The sequence below is a fragment of the Paenibacillus sp. AK002 genome, assembly GCF_053903045.1.
In genome coordinates, this window is the sequence record NZ_CP096377.1 from 1226931 (window position 1) to 1245593 (window position 18663).

Annotated in this window: 15 protein-coding genes and 1 pseudogene; 13 read left to right on the top strand and 3 right to left on the bottom strand. The window is 48.2% G+C overall.

Annotated features, from left to right (window positions below; genetic code table 11):
- Positions 1-65 precede the first annotated feature (65 nt).
- On the bottom strand, positions 66-935 hold the full coding sequence (locus tag M1D70_RS05255) for a helix-turn-helix transcriptional regulator (RefSeq protein WP_456289331.1): 870 nt from the start codon (positions 933-935) through the stop codon (positions 66-68).
- 241 nt (positions 936-1176) lie between these two features.
- On the opposite strand from M1D70_RS05255, the gene M1D70_RS05260 reads away from it, so the two are divergent.
- On the top strand, positions 1177-1602 hold the full coding sequence (locus M1D70_RS05260) for a DUF6157 family protein (RefSeq protein ID WP_456289332.1): 426 nt from the start codon (positions 1177-1179) through the stop codon (positions 1600-1602).
- A 151-nt stretch (positions 1603-1753) separates the two neighbouring features.
- Here M1D70_RS05260 and M1D70_RS05265 read toward each other — a convergent pair whose 3' ends face one another.
- Complete coding sequence (locus M1D70_RS05265; protein ID WP_456289333.1) at positions 1754-3106, bottom strand: uracil-xanthine permease family protein; 1353 nt, start codon at positions 3104-3106, stop codon at positions 1754-1756.
- A gap of 57 nt (positions 3107-3163) precedes the next feature.
- Positions 3164-4528 carry a guanine deaminase gene (gene guaD / locus M1D70_RS05270; RefSeq protein ID WP_456289334.1) on the bottom strand — a complete coding sequence of 455 codons (1365 nt, stop codon included), beginning with the start codon at positions 4526-4528 and terminating at the stop codon, positions 3164-3166.
- 230 nt (positions 4529-4758) lie between these two features.
- Here guaD and M1D70_RS05275 point away from each other — a divergent pair, with 230 nt between their 5' ends.
- The 12 genes and pseudogenes from M1D70_RS05275 (at position 4759) to M1D70_RS05330 (ending at position 18630) form a co-directional block, all read left to right on the top strand.
- The gene (locus M1D70_RS05275) at positions 4759-5277 is read left to right on the top strand and encodes a DUF4241 domain-containing protein (protein ID WP_036661763.1); all 519 of its coding nucleotides are present in this window, start codon (positions 4759-4761) and stop codon (positions 5275-5277) included.
- Positions 5278-5599: 322 nt separating this feature from the next.
- Complete coding sequence (locus tag M1D70_RS05280; RefSeq protein ID WP_456289335.1) at positions 5600-6667, top strand: WXG100 family type VII secretion target; 1068 nt, start codon at positions 5600-5602, stop codon at positions 6665-6667.
- A gap of 20 nt (positions 6668-6687) precedes the next feature.
- The gene (locus tag M1D70_RS05285) at positions 6688-7125 is read left to right on the top strand and encodes a hypothetical protein (protein WP_036671569.1); all 438 of its coding nucleotides are present in this window, start codon (positions 6688-6690) and stop codon (positions 7123-7125) included.
- 26 nt (positions 7126-7151) lie between these two features.
- On the top strand, positions 7152-7691 hold the full coding sequence (locus tag M1D70_RS05290; protein ID WP_456289336.1) for an RNA 2'-phosphotransferase: 540 nt from the start codon (positions 7152-7154) through the stop codon (positions 7689-7691).
- A gap of 371 nt (positions 7692-8062) precedes the next feature.
- Positions 8063-8446 (top strand): hypothetical protein, encoded by a 384-nt coding sequence (locus tag M1D70_RS05295; protein ID WP_456289337.1) that lies wholly within the window; start codon positions 8063-8065, stop codon positions 8444-8446.
- Between the two features lie 40 nt (positions 8447-8486).
- On the top strand, positions 8487-8888 hold the full coding sequence (locus tag M1D70_RS05300; RefSeq protein ID WP_456289338.1) for a hypothetical protein: 402 nt from the start codon (positions 8487-8489) through the stop codon (positions 8886-8888).
- Between the two features lie 647 nt (positions 8889-9535).
- Positions 9536-12886, top strand: a complete 3351-nt coding sequence (locus M1D70_RS05305) for an S-layer homology domain-containing protein (RefSeq protein WP_456289339.1) — start codon at positions 9536-9538, stop codon at positions 12884-12886.
- Between the two features lie 173 nt (positions 12887-13059).
- Complete coding sequence (locus tag M1D70_RS05310; RefSeq protein ID WP_456289340.1) at positions 13060-15138, top strand: bacterio-opsin activator; 2079 nt, start codon at positions 13060-13062, stop codon at positions 15136-15138.
- Positions 15139-15293: 155 nt separating this feature from the next.
- Positions 15294-16370 carry a WXG100 family type VII secretion target gene (locus M1D70_RS05315; RefSeq protein WP_456289341.1) on the top strand — a complete coding sequence of 359 codons (1077 nt, stop codon included), beginning with the start codon at positions 15294-15296 and terminating at the stop codon, positions 16368-16370.
- 24 nt (positions 16371-16394) lie between these two features.
- Complete coding sequence (locus M1D70_RS05320) at positions 16395-16898, top strand: DNA polymerase III (RefSeq protein ID WP_456289342.1); 504 nt, start codon at positions 16395-16397, stop codon at positions 16896-16898.
- 8 nt (positions 16899-16906) lie between these two features.
- Positions 16907-17572: pseudogene (locus M1D70_RS05325) on the top strand (carbamate kinase); the annotation flags it as partial.
- Positions 17573-17772: 200 nt separating this feature from the next.
- A complete protein-coding gene (locus M1D70_RS05330; protein WP_456289343.1) occupies positions 17773-18630 on the top strand; it encodes a hypothetical protein in 858 nt (285 codons plus the stop codon).
- The last annotated feature ends 33 nt before the right edge of the window (positions 18631-18663 follow it).

Genomic DNA, 18663 nt, shown 5'->3' on the forward strand with positions numbered 1-18663 from the left:
CTTCGATCTTCCCTAATTGAATGAAATAAATAGTTCCTCTGACGGTTTGGCTCCTCGGTTCAACATTAAATTTCCAGATCGTCAGGGACTTTCTTGATTGGTGCATAGATATGGTAGGTTGAATCCAGATTGTGGACGTCATTAAAAACCTGGATAAGCTCAATATCCGATTGATCAGACTCTTGCCTGGAAATCTTTAAGAATCTTGCATAGTCTGTTTTGAGCACTTCTCCAATATCAAGCAGGTCGCCAAAATAGTTGAACCTCGCACAAAAAATAGTCGGTACATCAACCGTGAAATAAAAGGGTTCATGAATTTGAATGTCACTTGGGATTCCGAACATAACTTTGAACCGGGTTGAATTGGGTTGACAGTTTGAATAAATGACAAAACAAGAACCATTTATGTTGTCATCAATATGATTCAACAGCATTTTGGAATGGGAGTGAATCTTCTTCTTGTAATCATCAGTGGCTAGGTCTACTTCAAAGGCAATCCCGCTTATTCGGGTCTCTTTGAACTCTGTCAGCGTGAAATCCGTGACGACATCACCATTCATATTTTTAAATGGTCTTTTAACCACAGTAGGTATTGGAGTTGGAGAGATTTGTTTGAACCCTGCTCTTAGCGAGCTTGGAGCTACGCCGTAATGTTGTTTGAATGCCCGGGTGAATGAGGCTTGCGTACCAAAGGCTAACTGATAAGCAATATCGGTAAGCGACAAGTTGTTGTTATGAATGAGTGATAAAGCAGCATTCAATCTTCTAGATAGGATGTACTGATTTAAAGAACAGCCCATCATGGCAGAGAAAAGCCTATGAAAATAATATTTAGACATATTGAAAGTAAGAGCAACGGATGACACGGATAAAGGCTGTTCTAAATTCTCCTCAATATGAATCAATGCTTGTTCTATTATCCTATGATGGTTCATACTAACTCCCTTCGTCACGCGCTCTAATTTTTTGTGCTAAGTATACCACACGCGTTATACCGCTTAGAAGGCAATTCGCAATCCGCGAATTGTTAAACAGACGCTTTTCATTATTTGTATAGAATTACCTGCTTTTCTTCAAAATGACTGACCGATTCTGTCAGGGATAGAGGGTTATAATTGGTTATAAATAAGTCGATGTGTTATGAGCGGTGCTATATATTGATTAGGAGGAACGAAGATGGATTGGAATTACTATGATACGTTTATTACCGTTGCCGCAGATTGCCCTGTTGAGACTGGAACGCAGCCGCCGGACAAGAAAGACGGAAAAACCAAGCCGGGCATCGAGTTTGAGTTAATCACGAATCATCCGTATGGCTATACCCAGGAGGAGCTTTTGTACGAAGTGCATATCCGGCACAAAAACATTCCGGAGGCAGAGTTAGCCGAGAGAGGGGACCAGATTCGAGACGAGTTTTATATGAAGCCGCAACCATGCTTGAGAGCATCGATGCTCCCGAAGAAGTACGGGTGGGGTATTCATTTCAATGCAAAGGGGCAAATCGCGATCGTTCCGGTGGAATCCCCTGATTATCGCCGCTTCGTGGAAGGAGCCTATGGGAATGTGAAGCTGCTAGCCGCGATGAGAAACAAGAGGAGGTGAGTGCAACCACAGGTTCAGTAAACACATGTTTGATTTGATCAGTGTCCCCCATATACAAAAAAACCACCCCCAAAGCCTACGACAAACGTAGTCTCTTTGAGGGCAGCCCCATTTAACCTTACTTACAATTCCAATTGCCTCGCTCTACAACTTACTTCGTACTAGGCAGCAATTTATTCAACAAGATCGCTGCAAGCGAAGCAGCCAGAATCGGTGAGCCCAGCAAATACTGCACGAACGTAGGCAGCGTGTACAAGAAATCTTTAGGAATGAGCACTAACGCTAACGTCAAAATCATCGGGATGGCGATAATGTACATTTCTTTCTCCCCGATTTTTACGTTCTTCATCACCTGGATCCCGTTAATCGAGATGATGCCGCAGACGATGGCGAATACGCCGCCGATGACGGCGGTTGGGATCGAGGAGATCAGCGCAGCCAATTTGCCGGAGCAGCCGAAGAGGACAAACCATCCGCCTACCGCCAGGAAGACCCGACGACTGGCCACACCCGTGATGGAGATGATGCCTGCATTGGTGGAATAGCCGGTAACCGGCGTCGAGCCGAGTCCCGAAGCAATCAGGCAGCTGATCCCTTCGCCAATCACCCCACGATTAATGTTCTTATCTGTTAACGGTTTATCGATGACGTTGCTGATGGCAAACCACGTACCCGTTGTTTCTGCCAGCAGTACGAGGTAAATGATGACCATGGTGATAATCGCCGAGAAGTCGAAGGAGAACCCAAAATCCTTAAACGGAATCTGCGGCATGCTGAACCACTTGGCGTTTGCGACAGCGCTGAAATCCAGCACACCCATAAAGTTGGCGGAGATACATCCGATAATTAATGCGACCATCACGGACGTAACGCGGAATATCGCGCCTCTTGTTCGGAACACAGAACCCAGGATGACGAACAGGATGAGTGCAGCCGCTGAGATCAGGGCCAGCAGTACGTTCTGATTGATGGTGGCGTCCGTGGCGCCGTAGATATTGTCTCGAATCGCAACAGGCAATAACGACAGACCGACAATGAAGATGATCGTGCCCCCGACAATGGGCGGGATGAAGGATTTAACGATTTTATTGAAAACTCCCGTATATCCCAAAATAATCACGAGGATCGCGCCAATCAAGCTCGCGCCCAGCACGGAACTCCAACCCATCTCCCCTCCGCCGCTCGCGGCATAGATCGCGACAATCGCGCCGAGTGGAACATAGGAAGGCCCCTGCGCCATCGGCAGCTTCATACAGAAATACGTTTGCACGATCGTGGCAAGCCCGGCCGCAATAAACGTGGATTGAATCAATGCGCTGGACTGATTCGGCGCTAAGCCGATTAACATGGCAATCAGGAAAGGGACGACATAGACGTCCATCGCGACGACATGCTGTAAACCGAGAATGGCGGATTTCCCGAATGATATTTTGCCGTCGGGCGGAACCGTTAAATGCTGTGATTTTGTTTGCGTGCCATTTAGCTCTTCTGCTTGTGTTTTCACTCCGCTGGACACCTCGAATGTTAGGATGAATTGCTTGTTGAACAACCTCTATTATTCTTAACGCGTATGAACCTTTTCCCCTTGCACCCACACCTCGCGGATATGCTCAGGCCGTGCCAGATACATGATTTTCTGAAAAATATCTTGTATGTCTTCAAACTCGTCAAAAATCGGCAGCTTCGCGGATGGAAGTCTCGTATCGATCACCTGCACATCCCATGCGTAGTTTTCTTGAATGCGACCGATCGGCAGGCTCAGACTTTCACCGCCCCCGGCCGTAGCCAGATAGAATGCCTCATGGACCGTAATCCTCGACTCGGGTACGCCGCGAGCTTCCGCAGGAAGGGAGGTGTTCACGCCATCTTCCAGCATTCTCGAGGACATTACGGCTTGTCTTATATTATCGAAGAGACTCGGTGAGAAGCCGCCGGATAGATCCGAGCCTAAACCGATCTCGACATTTTTGGCATGGAAGCGGGCAACCGGGATGACGCTGTTAGCGAAATACGCGTTGGATATCGGGCAGTGCGCGATCGCGGTGCCGGTGTCAGCGAACAATTCGGCATCCTGGTCATCAAGGAAATTACAATGAGCCATGACCGATTTATCGCGCAGCAGGCCAAAATCATGCAGGGCAAACGCATCGTTTTTCTGGAATCGCTCTTTCACATACCCGTGCGCCCAATCGCTTTCGCTGCAATGGGACTGCACATACGTATCGTATTTGGCTGCCAGCTCGCCTAGCCCCTTCAGGCCCTCATCCGTACAGCTTGGGATGAAGCGTGGGGTGACGACGGGATACACGCCTTGTTTTGTGGTTTTGGCGAGTTCCTGTACAGCGATAATAAATTCCTCCGTATCCGCCAGTGCCGTGGATGTATCCGCATCGCGGTAGTAATCCGGATTCTGCTCGGGGTCGTCCATGACAACCTTTCCGACAAGTCCGCGCTGGCCTTTGCTCGCACAGATTTGGGCTAACAACAAGCTGGCTTCTTTATGCACCGTGGCAAAATAAAGGGCTGTCGTTGTTCCGTTGGCCAGCAGGGTGCTTACCACATCGTCGTAAACCTTTTGCGCAAACTCCAGATCGGAGAATTTGGATTCCAGCGGGAACGTATGGGTATTCAGCCAATCGTAGAGCGGAATGTCCAATGCGGTTCCGGACTGAGCCCATTGCGGGGCGTGAACATGCAAATCGACAAAGCCAGGCAGGAAATACTGTCCTTCCTCTAGTCGGTGAAAGCTGTCCGTGCCTTGATACGTATCCAGCAAGGATTGATAGTCGGCATCTTCCGGTGCCACGACTCGCTCAATCATGCCGTCCGTGTTGACGCAGTAAAGATAGTCTCTCAATACTTGAATTTCTTTGGGAGATTTGCTTGAAAAAGAAGTCCCTTGAAATAATAACATATATTTACTCATATTTACCGCCTTAATGTTCGTTTTTTGGAGCGCTTTTGTCATTATAGTCCGTTAAAAAAGAGATGTCCATAGTTTAAAGGCGAATAGATGGAGCGTGGAACAAATCAGGTGACTGCTAGGATTGAGGAGATGTCGTTGTGGAATCATGAGGGGCTAGGTTGAAAATGGAGTCTGATTATTTGTACGTGTTAAAATAGAACCATCATACGTTGTTATTGGAGGTATATTCATTGAACATTCAACTGGGCCATTTTGAAGTGAATTCCGGACAATTGGTTGTGGCCGATCCTTGTTATGAATTGGATACGAACATTATTATCATGGGCGTGTTGGAAGCCGTATTGAATGGAACGTGGGTAGGGGAAGTGGAGAAGGTGGAGATCCCGGACTGGGGCGAAGCCAACGCCAAGCTGACGGCTTACCATCACTCGGTAGCAGAACAGGGGGCATTCCTGGAGTGGATCAAGTGTCCTTTTGTGGCTGGAGTGGATAGCGGACAGGCGGGAATTTTTGATATTCAAAAGTACCGAATTCCGGATGCGAATTCAGCATCGGATAGCTCCGACACCACGGATACGGAATGGTATTATGCCTGCTGCGACATCACCGAGAGCGGGGAAGAAGCGGGTGTCCTGGATGGGGGCGTCGTATCTCGTACCGGCATAGGTGATGGTGCATACGGCGTGTATAAGGCCGTGAATGAGCAGGATCAGGTGGTTGGCGTGAAAATTGTGTTTATTAAGAAGTAGTCGAGCGCTAAAGGAAACTGAATAAGAGCAAGTGCAAACAGTCATGGAAGGTAACCCTTTTATGGCTGTTTTATTAGGGATACACCATGATGCCAACAAAACCTGTCACCATACTAGATACAATAGAGGCATATTGGGGCTTCTGTACCATATGGAAGCATGAAGGCTTCGCTTCATCCAACTGGCATATTTCAATGTCTTCAATATGAAGGACTCTGGAACCTTTTCCATATCCTAGAAGATGGATACAATAAGGTCCAATGAAACGTTGGAGAGGATGCAAATGCCTAGAATACTTGTCCCGCCCGAGGTATTGATTCGGGTGTCGGAGGAAGCCGCCAGGGCTGCGGAAGAACTGGAAACGACCAAGAATCGGCTGGACCAGCAGATTACATATATGATGTCTTCGTGGGAAGGAACGACACGTTCGCGGTTTTTCGAAGATTTTCAGCGTGCTCATGGCGAAATGAATAAAACGATTGAGCATCTACGGATCATCGGCCAGGAATTGAAGACCATTGCTTTCCGGTTCATCTCAGCTGATATGCGTGAATATATCATGATTGCGGCATCGGCAGCGGGCGCTGCTAATGAACCCAAAACGTTCTGGGACCATGCTGGGGACTTCTGGCAGGGGCTGCAGACCGGGGCGAAATCCGTGGCAAATTCGGTGAAGGATACGGCTACGTCCTTGGTGGAAGACCCGCTTGGCACTGCCAAGGACATGGCCTATAATGCAACTATCGGGACGGCGGAAGAGATCATCGACACGGCGGTTTGGGGAGGCAAAATGATTTTTGATGCCGATACCCAGGAGAAATTCGCGGCAGACGTCGAGGCGTCAGGCGGCGCGTCCCATTATATGGGACAGCAGGCTGCCATGATCATGGCCGGTTTAGCCACACGCCGGATCGGCGTGAAGACCCACCCGCACCTGAAGCATGATTCGGGTGGGGATGGGGGGAAGGTTGTTGAGGGGACGCCTAAGGCTCCGGATATAGACCTAAATAAAATGGGTACTGGAGCGGTTGGTGATTTACAGAACATCAAAGACATAAATGATCTTATATCTAGAATACCTACGGATGCTAAGCAAATTCCCTGGAGGGAAGTACCTGGAGGGGCTACAGAAGGAGTGAAATTCAGATGGGTTGATGAATCAGGAAAAACATGGGATGTACGGGCACACAGTGTCGATCCTAATGCTCCATCGGGTAGCAATGCTGCGAATGGTTGGATTTATAGAGTAGAAGTTAAGCAAGTTAACCCAAAATGGAAATGGACAATGGATTCTGAAGGGAACTTTCATAAAGAGAATGTCCTAAGAGAAAACAGTCCTCATTATGATGAGTCAATTGCTAATGATACGCATATTCCTTTCACACCATAATATGGAATGAGGTGAAATAATTGAATATAGAAGAACTAAAGGCAACACTCTCTGGATCGAATACTGAGGAAAAAACAGAGATGTTAAGCCACCTTTGTGATATTTTCGAATCCTATAACAATTCGATTGATAATTTCAATGATATTGTTACAGTACTACTCCATTTCGGTATTAAAGAAGAGAGTTTAGATATGAAGGAAGAAATATTTACTACTGTACTATCCGCAGCAACTTATAAAAACATTGAGGGGATAAACTTCGATATTTTAGCTGACAATCTTGAACTTCTGCCTGAGGAGTGTCTCCATTCCGCATTGACGATACTAAGCTTTACTTTTAAAAAGGAGTATTTACCCTATCTAACCAAGTATTTAGCACACAAAAACAGCAGCATCAGAGCGGATGCAATAAATGCGATCAATGAAATCGAAGGTTACTGGTCTAAAAGGCAAAATTAAAGTTTAATAAGTATGGAGTGTGAGTAGTGGATATTACAAAATTAAGTAAAGAAGTTTCATATGCCTTAAGACATACACCATGGGAGTATGAATTAGAATTAGATGATGAAGGATGGGTAAGCATTGAACAGATTCTAATTGCATTGCGCCGTGACAAACAATGGGAATCTATAACCGAACAGGATTTAATTGAAATGATTGATAAATCAGATAAAGCACGGCATGAAATTTTGAATGGAAAAATCCGAGCCTTGTATGGTCACTCTGCACCCAAAAAAATATTGAAAGTGATTGGAACTCCGCCAACATTACTTTATCATGGGACAGCTAGGCACTTAGTTGAACAGATTTTGCACGAGGGACTTCGACCAATGGGTAGACAGTATGTTCATCTATCCGTTGATAGAGAAACAGCATATTTGGTCGGAAAGCGTAAAGATCCTAGTCCCGTCCTGCTAGTAATTCGAGCTGAGCAGGCTTCAAATGAAGGATGTAACTTTTATCAAGGCAATGATGCTGTATGGTTAGCTGACAGTGTTCCTGCGAGGTTTATTTCTGAAGAATAGTTGTAACCAATTGATTCATCTTAATTGGGTTTATAACTTGAATGTTGGTACATGAGATAAAATGATCTAATCATGCATCTGATGTGGGGTATTAGTTTAACGTTTCTACAATATCCTTTATTCATTATTTTGACTAACCTTTGATATACATAGAAGGCTTATTCCAACCTAGGAATAAGCCTTTTTGCACAATTTATGAAAGAAAAAGAGAAGACCAAATAATCACCTCAGAACAAGGAAGTAGACATTTAATTATTTTTGCTTAATTTACAAAAATTGAATTAAATGGTTTACAGCAACTTTATATAATGTTAGGGTGTTTACCAAGTAAAGGAAAGGAGGACGGATGTAAACTCTAAAAAAAGATTCGGATGTACTATATGAAAAGAGTTTCTTTGTTATTGACTTTGACGGTTTTTGTGACGTTTGTGTTTTCTGGATTTGCTGGCAGTTCTTACGCATCTTCTCAAGTCGACGATACATTAAAAGAACTCTCGTATTCTTTTACAGAGAATCATGGTGAAAAAAATATTCAGGGAGTCTATCAAGATGAGTTGACTGATGAGACATCACGTCTTGAGCTCAGTGAGTCAGATGGTATGAGGACAGTAAAGCATTACATTAACGATAACTTGGTAGCGGAAGCTACTTTTAATACAAGCACAGGCGATGTTGTAACAAAAAACATTCAAACTGGAGAGGAAATTGCCCAAAATGTTGATGAATTAGTTACAGAGTTAGAGCGTCCAGTTTGAGATGACTCCGATGGACTCTCCTTCACCAGGTTATAATTTTGTGAAGACAAAATATAATTCTACATGGAACCAATACGGTTCATTGTATAAAAAAACTACTACATTGATGTACAATTTTCTGCGGGTACGGCAGTTGCAAACTATTTTGTCAGTTATCGATATTATTTGGACAAAAGGTGGACTGACCACCCTATTAAAAGCATTTGCAATTACAATAACAGGATCTGTTATTGATACAGCATGGTATGGAATTCTTGATGCTACTAAGTACTTGACGCAAATCGAAGTGTTTTCACAAGGCAAACTCGGATTAAGAAGTGAACAATATATTTTAGAGGCGAAAGTAAACGGAGTGCCAAAACAAGTGCATGATGGTGGAGATGGTCGTACGTATGATCAAATGATAGATGATGCCATTTATAATGTAATTATTCTAGGTTAAAAGAGAGGGTCTTCGTCATGAAAAACTCATCCAGAACTACATATTTGAGAAGACGGCTTATATCGGACGTTGTTTATTTGGTGCTTTGTATTTTAGGGATAATTCTTGTTGCGAATACTAGACATTACTGGCTTACATTAGTCCCTATATTAGCATTAGTTCTTGGAATATTCATAATAAGATATCATCTAAAAGAATACAAAGATAAATCTGATAATGGATGATTTAACGAGCCTTTTAGGGGCTCGTTTTTTTCATGCTGGAGTCCGACAAAAGCTTTTGTTTTAGGGTAATTCGACCTGTGCAAGGATGGAGTGAAAACCGGCTCACACCATACAGGAGATCTATACCGTCGGGAATCCAGAGAAGTTAAGCAGCCTCTAGGATGATTTCCGATTTAAACAGGGTATATTATTTGATGAATTCCGTAAGCAAGCAAAAATAACCGAGCGAAAACTCAGGGCCGTTCCCTGTATTCGCTCGGTTTTTCGTTATGACAGCCCCTTCCTACGAACTTGAAACAAAAATGAGACAGTCTTTGTTCCATTGTTATATTACACTTAATTAAAGATGTTGAAATTTATCAGATCACGTCGTGTTTTTATACTCATCGATGATTGTAACTGATGCAAAGGAGAAACCTGTTTATGAAAAAAATGTCCATCATGCTGGCAGTAACGCTCATTTTTTCGATGGTGCTTGCTCCCTTGGCTTCCGCTCAGCCCGTGGTCCGGGCTGGTAACAACTCGGTTCCGGTTGAAGCGGACGGTTGGGTGTGGGTCGGGACCACTGAAGAACTGGCCTATATCAATCGGAATCAAGCGTCCTACCTGGATCGGAATATCCGATTGACCGGCGACATCGATATGACCGGATACGATTGGGTGCCCATAGGTGATGAAGCGACCGTCTTCAGCGGTGTTTTCGACGGAAGGGGACACCGGATCGAAGGTCTTACCATCGATGGAGGAGCTCTGCAATATGTCGGCTTCTTCGGCCGCGTATCGGGGACCGTTCGTAATCTAAGCATTTCCGCACAAGTCAGCGGCGGCAGTTATGCCGGAGTATTGGTGGGACACCTGATAGGCGGCAGCATCATCGGCTCGCATTCGCAGGGCACCGTTACGAGCGGCAATACCGGTTATACAGGCGTGAGCGTAGCAGGCGGGTTGGTCGGCACGGCATACGATCATTCGAGCATTATTCGTTCTTCTTCATTCGCTGCCGTAAAGAGCGGTGATGCCTCCAACCAATTTGCAGGAGGGCTTATCGGATCCCAAGGCGCAGGCTCCATTAGCGACTCTTATGCCACAGGGACGGTGACCAATTCGGGTGGCGATCACTTTTTCTTTGGGGGCGGATTGGCGGGACAGCTAGTATATGGGGATATTACTAATAGTTATTCGTCGACAGCTGTCACCCAATCCGGAAGATTCAGCTATGGCGGGATGGGCGGCTTTGTCGGTTCCATTTTCGACGCGACGAATCCCTCGATCCATGCCTCGTATTTCGATTCCGTTGCTACCATGCAAACCAGCGGCGTAGGAGATGGTAGTGGTACTGGCTCGATTCACATTACGGGCCTTACGACCAACGAAATGAGGGAAGCATCCAATTACCAAGGCTGGGATTTCACCGATATCTGGGCCGTCGATGCCGGTATTAATGGAGGATATCCTTATTTTCGTCCGGACATTTTGACAACGGATCTGCTGCGGGCGGACAAGGACGCTCCTTATTCCTTGGTCCTTGAAGCTTTCGACGGCGCAAGGGGGGGCTTGTCCTGGAACGCCTCCGGACTTCCTGACGGCCTGGCGTTGACGGATCATGGCATGCTCAAAGGCAGACCCACGGTGAGCGGCGCGTTCCCGGTAACGGTCTCGGCGACCGATGCGGGCCAGAACACCGTCAGCGCGGTATTGACTCTGTACGTGGATGAAACGGCACCGGACATCGACGGGCTTGCTATCAGCCCAGGCAGAGCGAACGGTGCGACGAGCGCGACGGCAGTTCCGGGCGATTCTGGGCATACGTTTGCTTATTTGCTCGGACCAGATGCCGGTGAGCGTCCTCTAGTGGGGGATGCGTTGCCTGGCGAAGCGGTCTCCTACTCGTTAGGAGCAGACATTCTGGATCCGATCCCGGGTCAATATCTCGAGGTATTTGAGTTGGATGCACAGCAGCGCATCCAAGCGTGGAGCGTTATCCAAGTGGAAGCGAGCCATATTCGTAACACCATCCCCGTTACGGGGGTGAGTTTGGATCAGACGACTTTGACCCTTACGGCAGGAGGTGCTTCACAGAAGCTGATATCCGTACTTATGCCCGTGAATGCGACGAACCAGGCGGTATCCTGGAAGTCCAGCGATTCGGCCGTCGCCGAGGTGGATCAGAGCGGCGTGGTGACGCCGGTCGCTGAAGGTACGGCGGTCGTTATGGTGACGACCGTCGACGGCGGGTTCACGGCCACCGCAGCAGTGACGGTACATTCGGCTCCAGCGGATACGGGGACGGTGACCGGCGCAGTCTACGGTACAGGGAATACACCGCTGGCCGGTGCAGCGGTATCGGTGGGCGGAATGAAGGATATGACCGACGCTGAGGGGAGATTTGCGCTGAATAACGTAGCAGCGGGCCGTCATGAACTCACGGTGACGGCAGCGACGTATAACGATTATGCGACAACCGTAAATGTCCTAGCTGGGGAGACGGTCGATGTAGGGCGCATCGATATGAGAGCCGCCTATACCCCAGAACCGGAATCCCCGTCCTATAGCTGGGTTCCGGTTCCTGCCCCTTCCCCTGCGCCGGACCCAAGAATGATCGTAACGATCAACGGCAAACAAGTTCGGGTCGCCGCCAAAAAAGAGCAGGAGCATGATGGGCGCACCGTTCTGAGACTGATACCGGACTCCGATCTGGTTCGGTCATGGGCCGTTGGCGGGGAGGATATCGTCATCGACATCGATAACGAGGATCCGGTGGTGAAGGTCGATTTTCCGGCTGAAGCGCTGCAGGTTCTCCTTGCGGCGAATCCGAATGCAGCCATTCGGATTGGAGTGAACGGGGCAAGCTACAGCGTTCAGCTGCACGTGCTGAGCGACCTCCCGAACCGAACGACCGTAACGGTTGTCATCGCGAGAATGACGGATTCTGCAAGCCGTGAGCTGGATGAGGAATTGACCCGTCAAGGCTATGACATGCTGGCTAGGCCGACGAGCTTTGAGCTATACAGCGACGGCAATGTAAAAATCGAAGCGGAAGGCACGTATTTGGAGCGCACATTCTCGTTGAACGGTGCGGCAGAACCCGACCATTCCACCGTCGTGTGGGTGGATGACGCAGGGAAGCCGCGCTTTGTCCCTTCCGTTTTTGAAGGGGAGACAGCGACTTTTTATGGCGCATATAACGGCGTGTTCACCGCGGTTCGCTCCAACCGAACCTTCGGGGATATCCAGGGACATTGGGCGCAAAGCGACATCGAGCGGATGGCGAACAAGCTGATCGTGAACGGATCGGCTGACGGCACGTTTGATCCTAACCGTACGGTGACCCGCGCCGAGTTCGTCGCGATGGTCGTGCGTGCGCTCGGACTAGCCGAGAAGCCTCAGCTTTCTTCCTATTCGGACGTGGGGCCGAACGAAGTCTGGTATGCCGGTGCGATAGGGGCCGCATCCGCGGCTGGCTTGATTGAAGGCTATGCCGACGGTTCGTTCCGACCGGACGCTGTGGTCACGAGAGAGCAGGTGGCGGTGATGCTGGCCAGAGCCGTCCGATATGCCGGCGAGCTTCCGCGGCAGGACACATCTGCGTTGGAACGCTTCTCGGACCATGCCCAGGTATCCGATTGGGCCAAGGGATCGGCTTCCGAGCTGCTGGCTGCGGGCATGATCGAAGGCGTTGGGAACGCGGCGTTCGCTCCGCAGGCGTATGCTACGCGTGCTCAAAGCACGGTTCTCTTAAACCGAATGCTGCTCTACTTGAATTTCATGAACTGATTGCAGCTGAATAGCTGGCGCGCACATTCCAACCGAGAATGTGCGCGTTTTTTACGTTTATTCCGTAATGGAGCCTATTCGTCGACTCGAAACATAGTATAGTATAAAAAAATAGCAGGTTTACTAGTTGTCAGATTCAACGGGCGAAAAGCGGATGGAGTGAGATGTAACGAATGGAGAAGATTGCAAAACATCGCATCATCGGTTTGGGTCGGGAAATGATGAGTTTCACGGATTGGCTGGCGGATCCCCGGGCGCAGACATCCATTTTTTCAATATCAGGAATTGGCGGCATTGGCAAAACAACGCTGCTGCTGCAAATGGTCCGGACGGCAAGGCAGTCCACGGTGCGTTCCCTTTGGCTGGACGGGCAAGGAGGCTTAACGACGTCGGGCGCTTTTTTGGCGAGTCTGGAGATGAGTCTTGCAACTGAATACGGCAGAACCAGGGCTCCGGAATCCGCGCTGCTGCCATACATCATTAACGAGCTTCAGCTGCAGCGTACCGTGTTGTTCATAGACAATGGCGAGGAAATCGACAAGCTGGAAGGGTGGCTGTTCTCCAGCTTTCTTCCTGAGTTGAAATCCGCCCGCGTGTTGATCGTATGTGCCTCGCGCAATGGACTGCCGCTCAAGTGGCAGACGAATCCGGAATGGAAGTCCCAAATCCAAAGGTTCCCTTTGCGGCTGTTTACGCGAGAAGAGGTCTACGATTATTTAGACGGCAGCGGCTTCTCTGCGGAATGGCAAAGAGCTATTGCTGAGAAGACGGAAGGCCATCCGTTGTCGCTTGCCTTGACCGTGGATATGCTGCTTTCCGAGTCTGTGGCGCAGTGGGATGTATGGCGAGAGGTTCCGGCTGTATTGAGCGCCGAATTTTTACGGGAAGCGGCTTCTCCTGGCGTGTACCGCGCGCTGACGGTTTTGTCGCTTCTGCCTGCAGCCGACGAGAACATGCTGAACCGGTTGTTGGATACGCCCTTGGAAGGGGCGGACTATTACCATCTGAGGGCACTTTCGTTCGTACGGGATACGGCGGATGGGATAACGCTGCACCAGGTCGTTGCTCGAATGTTACGGAATGACTTCGCGCGCAGAAACTCCGCACAATTCGAAGCGGTTCGCCATCAGGCGTTCGTTCTGCTGGCGGAACGATTTCATTCGGTCGATCAACGGATGCAGATGCGCCTGAGCACCCACATCTTGGAGCTGTACCGCGAATTTTTGCCCTCGGCCCATGCATATGCCAATTTCTCGTCAAGCCTGAAACCAGGCGAACAGAAGCCGTTCCGGCAGGAGGATATGCCGTATTTGCAGCGTTTTTTGAAGGCGTCTATTCGGGGTTCGGACTGGCAGTCCGAGCTGGTCGACTCAGCCGATTACCCGGTTTTGCTGGAGGAGATTGCAGCTCATTTTCCAGAAGGAATCTTTATCGTGCGGGATGAAAAAGGGACGCCCCTGGCGTTTTGCGCAGGCGTATGGCTGCATGCCTTAAGTATGCCCTTGTTGGAACGATATGCGCCTGGGTGCAGGGGGATGCTGGGCGAAGAGGCTTCTTCGCTGCATCAGCTTCCTCCGGAGGCGGCCGATACGATATTTGTGCTGTTATCCGCGGTAAATGCCGAACAGTCCCTGTATCGTCCCGAAGAGCTGGGAGCTTTGCTGATGCAGCAATGGCTGGTTCGCATGACTGGTGGTCTGCGGGGGATTTTGGCGGCGGGAGATCCACAGTTGAATTCCTTATTGTCGATCCTGGGATTCAAAACATGCGGGAAAGTTACGGGATATGCGGGCATCGAATTGACGACATGGGAGCTGGATTTTAGGCAAACGAGCTTTGATCAGTGGATTCAGCGGATCATCCGGCAAACGGAGACAGCAGCAGGACAACAGGCACATCAACGGGAGGATGGGTATCCCTCGGCCATTGATAGAAGCGTAATGAAGCAAATGCTGGAACGGCTGTTCGATCCGGATAAGCTGGAGGAACTCCCTGTCGTTCGGCGATTGGGTTGGGATGGGATGCAGGTGAGGGATATCATTCAAGGGATTCTGGCCGACGAACGTCCGATGGAACCTTTGACGCTGTTGGAGAAGGAAATTCTCATCGCCAGTTATCTGCGCAAGGACCGGAACAAAAGCCAGCTCGCAGCCTCCTTCCATATGAGCAGAGCCACCTTTTACCGTCATATGCGTTTGGCCGAAAAACATCTGGCTTTTGTGCTAAGCGATTTGATGAGGTCCGGATTCTGAGCACGCATATACTGGGGCTTCTGAACCATATTGGAACATAAAAGCGTTGCTTCATTCAGCTTGCATACTCCCATGCCTTCAATATGAAGGACTCTGGAACCTCTTCCATATCCTAGAAGATAGATACAATAAGGTCCAATGAAACGTTGGAGAGGATGCGAATGCCTAGAATACTTGTCCCGCCCGAGGTATTGATTCGGGTATCGGAGGAAGCCGCCAGGGCAGTTGAAGAACTGGAAACGACCAAGAATCGGCTGGACCAGCAGATTACGTATATGATGTCTTCGTGGGAAGGAACGACACGTTCGCGGTTTTTCGAAGATTTTCAGCGTGCCCATGGCGAAATGAATAAAACGATCGAACATCTTCGGATCATCGGCCAGGAATTGAAGACCATTGCTTTCCGGTTCATCTCAGCTGATATGCGTGAATATATCATGATTGCGGCATCGGCAGCGGGCGCTGCTAATGAACCCAAAACGTTCTGGGACCATGCTGGGGACTTCTGGCAGGGGCTGCAGACCGGGGCGAAATCCGTGGCAAATTCGGTGAAGGATACGGCTACGTCCTTGGTGGAAGACCCGCTTGGCACTGCCAAGGACATGGCCTATAATGCAACTATCGGGACGGCGGAAGAGATCATCGACACGGCGGTTTGGGGAGGCAAAATGATTTTTGATGCCGATACCCAGGAGAAATTCGCCGCAGACGTTGAGGCGTCGGGCGGTGCGTCTAATTATATGGGGCAGGCTGCCATGATCCTGGCCGGTTTGGCCACACGCCGGATCGGCGTGAAGACTCACCCGCACCTGAAGCATGATTCGGGTGGGGATGGGGGGACAGGGACACGGACAGGGACCGGGCAGGAGGGAACGGAACAATCTCCAGTCCCAACAAAGCCGGGTGGAGGAAGTAATCCCAATGATTTTGTTAACCCGCACTCTGAAAAGCACATGTTTGATCCAAGCAAGCCCTCAACCCCTAATCGTACACAATATGGTCAAAATGTTGATGTAGAGGGATTAAGGCAAGAAACCATGACTAGTCCTGATAAAGCATATTCAAACTGGCCGAATCCTAATAACCCAAACACTCAAAGAATAACTAAGTATTATAAAGAGTTTGACGGTAACATTAGTACACCTGACACGGTAACAGGAAGCCATAGAGTATTTGAAAACTTGGATGACCCTACGAGAAGTTCCCATTTTCCTTACTTTCCAAGAAAATAAATTTGGGTGGTGTAAAAATAAAATATGAACGACTTGTTGTATCATGCTTACTTATCTGAAGGTCATGAACACCATGCTTCTATTGAAGAGATTATATCAGGCGGCATAAACTTTATGACAAAATCAAACAACCGATATAGCAACGGTGGTAGGGTGAAACTTGAGATTACAGAACGGTTCAGACCTTTCAATACACCAGATTGGGTTAACTTCAGAGAAGCAGTCGGAGTAGATCTGGTTAATCGTTTTACTAAATCTTTTTGTTTCCCGGTGTTTACGGATAGGATCCTAGTCTTTGATGGAGATATTTCTCTTTCTATATACGATCAAGCATTTTATGAGGATTTGAAGGATACCGATGAAGAAGCACTGAATTTTGATACAGGTGAAAGTATTGAACATTGGATAAATTTGTATTGGGGGAGTCTGATGACACTTGAAGAATACAATGAGACAAAACCATATTCCAAGCCGGAAGTATTAGTCTTTGACTCCATTCCTAAAGAGATTATTCAAGTATGTGAATAAATTTTTGAGCGTTAACGAATGAATTCATCCACCGCCGCATCACGAAAAAGGTAGCCACCATCATCACGCAGGTTGAGGTCAGCGAGGCCGACCATAACTTCCGCGAGCCTTCGAAACCAGTGGGTTCCTTCTTCACCCTGGAGCAAGCCGAGGAATTGAAGCGCGAGCATCCCGAATGGGTGATGATCGAGGATTCGGGGCGCGGATACCGCAGGGTTGTTCCTTCGCCTGCGCCCATTGATATCGTGGAGAAGGATGCCATCCGGTCACTGATCGAGTCCGGCTGTATCGTGATTGCCGTCGGCGGAGGAGGCATTCCCGTCATCAAGACGAAGGACAATACCTACGAAGGCATCGATGCGGTGATCGATAAGGATTTTGCCACAAGTTTATTGGCGGAACAGGTGGATGCGGAAACGCTGATTATCACAACGGGCGTGCCCCAAGTATTCGTGAATTTCGGTACGCCGGATCAGAAGGCGCTGGAAGAGGTCACCGTTGACGAGATTAAACAGTATGTGAAGGAGGGGCATTTTCCGAAAGGCAGCATGCTCCCCAAAATTGAGGCGAGCCTCAATTTTCTTAAGAAGCCGGGGCGCAGAGTTATCATTACGAACCCGGAAAGCTTAAGCGATGCCATCAGGAAACAGGCCGGCACACATATTGTGAGTTAATGGTGCAAGCCGTTGGCTATGAACCGCCATAGCCACGTTTTTAGAACGAAGACCCGAGAGAGGGAAACTTTGAAAAAAAGTGCCTCTTTCGGGTTCTTTGCGTATATATTAAAAGATTACTCTTCCAAATCATAAAAAGAGGAAAAAACACCATATATTCGAATATACTCTAGAAACCATAAGAAGAGAGGGATACGCTGATGAATATGCAGACGCTAGCCGAGAAAACGAGTGCTGGCTTGTTTAACGATATCCTACAACGTGACTTTTCGCAGGACATGATTTCGGAATTGGAACAGATGAACGCAGTCCAATTGGAAAACAAATTGAAAGACATATTAGCAGTACCAATAGATATATCCAAGGAGAGAGTATTCGAATATCTTCAACTGTATTATTCAGCATCCTGGCAGAATCTCTTCACGGAGCTGAATGTGCCCCGTGCTTTAAGTCTTTTGGAAGTTGGTGCAGGCGATGTCATTTACATTCCCAAGGCTGTAGACGCCTATTCCCATGAAGCGGGGTCCTATGTGACGGCCAACCTCAACAGGGACCTGACACGAAATTTCCAGGAGAAAACGAACGGAATGGACGTGAGCATACGGGTTGTAGAGGACGATGCCGCCAATATCGGTTTATATTATCCGGAGTCCTCTTTTGACGTTGTCGCTTATCATCACGCTATTAACGATATCATCCAGACCATTATTGCTGATCGTGAGGGCATGGATACAGTAAATCAAGATTGGTGGACGATCGAACCTCTAATGCTGCAAGCGGTGATGGATTATCACCGCAAGGGTACGCTAAAAGATGCAGCGTATCAGGCGTTTATCCAAATCATAGACACAAGCTGTAAGCAGTTAAAAAGCGGAGGATATATGATATTCGATAACATTACTTATGCCGGATATGATGAAATGGGTTATTCCTCCGAATTTCACAACGACTATATACAACTGGCTAGAAGCTGGATCAGCGAAGCGAATCTAGGTCTGGAAGAGATCGAAGTCGGTTCGTATGATAAACAATGGTGGATGATATGGAGAAAAGTATGAGCTCCTTATCGAAGTCATTGTCAGGGGGGATTT